This window comes from ANME-2 cluster archaeon (assembly GCA_019429385.1).
GTDB lineage: Archaea > Halobacteriota > Methanosarcinia > Methanosarcinales > Methanocomedenaceae > Methanocomedens_B.
Genome location: JAHYIS010000066.1, coordinates 1 through 2864, shown reverse-complemented (window position 1 = coordinate 2864; position 2864 = coordinate 1). Strand labels below are relative to the sequence as shown.

The window sequence follows — 2864 nt, the reverse complement described above, 5'->3', positions numbered from 1 at the left end:
TGCGCAATCCTGTCTCAATATTCTGTACACATGAAGCACAGGTCATTCCTGTGATGTGAAGGGTCACGCTGTCCCTGACAACGCCGTAACCAAGGTCAGTGATGGTCTTTGCGAACTGCTCAGGGTTGATCTGGCCAGGGTCGTATTCAACGGCTGCTTTCTCAGTGGTCAGGTTCACCACCGCTTTGCTCACACCGGGTAATTTGCCCAAACCTTTCTCGATATTCTGGGCGCAGGACGCACAGGTCATTCCGGTAACACCGATGGTGGTCTTCTTAACTTTGCCCGATGATGTGGGTGGATTTTCAGGTTCACGTTCCGTTTCAGATGGCGATGTTGTCCCTTTTGCTTCATCTACAATGGGCATGCTCATCATACCTTCTTTCATGAGTTTCATGCCGTCTGGTGTAGGAACCGGACAGACCTCACCTTCATCCACCACCTGGTAATCGACATCCCGGACTGCCTGTTTTATCTGGTCAAGCTCGATTTTGGAGGAATCGTAGGAGACAGTGGCCTCACCGACACTAAGGTCTTCGCTCACCGAGGTTACACCATCGAGCGATGCAATGGCATCATGAACACGCTTTTGGCAGTGTTCGCAGGTCATGCCTTCTATCTTTATTTTTACATCTTCCATCGAATACCTCCAGTTCCAAGTATCAGTTAAGTTTATGAATTAGGCTTTATAGCCAGCTTCGTTAATAACCCCTTTAAGTCCCTCAATAGTAATTCTTTCAGGGTCATAATTAACTTTTGCCTGTGCAGGGTCAAGGGAAACCTCTACCCCAACAACCCCCTCAGTAGTGGATAGTGCTTTTGTTACATTCATCTGGCAGTGGCCGCACATCATTCCTTCGATCTGTATTGTATCTTCTTTCAATATATGTCACCTTTTTATTGCTATTGTACCGGAAATGATTTCCAGTAATTCATATATATTTTCTATTATATGTTGGTTCATGGATTAATGCAAATTATGGTTTACAAAATGAAATAATATCTCAATAGAATTTGAAAATTGGTAACTATTCAGCCACCCTATAAACAGTTTACTCTAATAAAAACAGCAAAACCGAAAAATCAATATACAATGAATTCTTCATAAATTAATATTCAAAATAACCAAACTTTTCCATTAATCTGAGGGGATTGATATGGAACGTGATGAGATTCTTGCAGTTTATGAAGCTGGTCCAGAAGTTGTTATCACTTTAATAGCTGAACAACAAAAAATCATAGAGCAACAGGCTGCGAGAATTGCAGTACTAGAAGAACGAGTTAAATTATTAGAGGAACAACTAAACAAAAACAGTCGCAATAGCAGTAAACCTCCTTCAACGGATGTTTTTATACATGAGAAGCCGAAACCAAAAAGCAGACGCAAAAAGAGTGGTAAAAAGGCAGGTGGTCAAGAAGGTCACCCAGGAACTACATTAACAATGGTTGACAATCCTGATGAAACCATATCCCATAAAGTACATAGATGTGACACTTGTGACCTGTTTCTTGAAGATGTAGAGACTACAAACTTTGAAAAAAGACAGGTTTTTGATATACCGCCTGTTGCTATCAAAGTAACTGAACATTGTGCTGAAATTAAGACATGTCCCAATTGTGGCTGTACCAATAAAGCTGATTTTCCAGAAGAGATTAAACATCCCACGCAATATGGTCCACGTCTAGCAGCTTTAGCAGTCTATTTGCATGATTATCAACTTATTCCCTATGAGCGTTGTTGTGAGTTATTATCTGATGTCTGTGGATGTGAGATAAGCCCCGCTACTCTGATTAGAGCAGAAGAAGTCTGTTTCGAGAAGTTACAAGGATTTGAAAATGAGATCAAGAACCTCTTGAAGCAATCATATGTTATCAATTGTGATGAGACTGGGATGAGAATAAACGGAATGCGTAATTGGCTTCACGTAGCTAGCACAGACAAAATGACATACTATTTTGCTCACCCAAAAAAAGGTTCTGAAGCCATAGATGACATGGGTATTCTACCAGGTTTTATAGGGATAGCAGTTCATGATTTTTGGAAACCTTACTACAAATATAACTGCGAACATTCACTTTGTAATGGACATCACTTAAGAGATTTAACGGGTATTTGTGAGAATTATAATCAGCAGTGGTCGAAGGAGATAGGGGATCTACTTATTGATATTAAAAATTGTGTGGATGAAGCACGAGAAATATCTGATAATTTAAAAGCTGAAGAAATTATAAATTTCGAAGAGAGGTATGATCAGATAATCAAAATAGGAATGGAAGAAAATCCACCACCTTTGGCTCCTCAGACCCTACCAAAGAAACGAGGGAGAAAAAAACAGACCAAGGCAAAAAATCTTTTGGACCGTTTCATGGATTATAAAAGTGATATTCTCAGGTTTATGAATGACTTTGAAGTCCCATTTGAGAATAATCAAGCAGAAAGGGATGTCAGGGTGATGAAATTGCAGCAGAAAATATCTGGTACATTCCGAAGTACTCAGGGAGCACGTTCTTTCTGCCGTATCAGAAGGTATATATCTACTGTAAAGAAGAATCAGCTTTCTGTTATTGATGCTATTCAAGATGCATTCGCTGGAAAGCCATTTGTTCCAACACCCACTTGAACTCAGAATTGGGATAAATTTTCGGTATTGAAATTGAATGTTTTACAGAAATAAGGATAGGCTGAATAGGGCACTATCCCATAATCTAGTGATTTCTTCAATTTTTTGCAAACGAAATCAACCAATCTGTTAATTATACTTCTTTTACCTTCCTTGATCGTTAAAATTATGCCTCATCTCACCATAAACTTAAAAAAAAAGTAGACAGTATTCCCTCTAAAAGCATAAATCTCGTTAGCACAA

At 39.2% G+C, this 2864-nt stretch carries 3 protein-coding genes; 1 reads left to right on the top strand and 2 read right to left on the bottom strand.

Annotated elements, in window-relative coordinates; genetic code table 11:
• Both K0A89_12870 and K0A89_12865 read right to left on the bottom strand, forming a co-directional pair.
• A partial coding sequence (locus tag K0A89_12870) for a copper ion binding protein (protein MBW6519375.1) occupies positions 1–640 on the bottom strand: 640 nt, incomplete at its 3' end.
• 39 nt (positions 641–679) lie between these two features.
• Positions 680–883 (bottom strand): heavy-metal-associated domain-containing protein, encoded by a 204-nt coding sequence (locus K0A89_12865; GenBank protein MBW6519374.1) that lies wholly within the window; start codon positions 881–883, stop codon positions 680–682.
• Positions 884–1157: 274 nt separating this feature from the next.
• Between K0A89_12865 and K0A89_12860 the strand changes: the two genes are divergently transcribed.
• Positions 1158–2621 (top strand): IS66 family transposase, encoded by a 1464-nt coding sequence (locus K0A89_12860; protein ID MBW6519373.1) that lies wholly within the window; start codon positions 1158–1160, stop codon positions 2619–2621.
• The last annotated feature ends 243 nt before the right edge of the window (positions 2622–2864 follow it).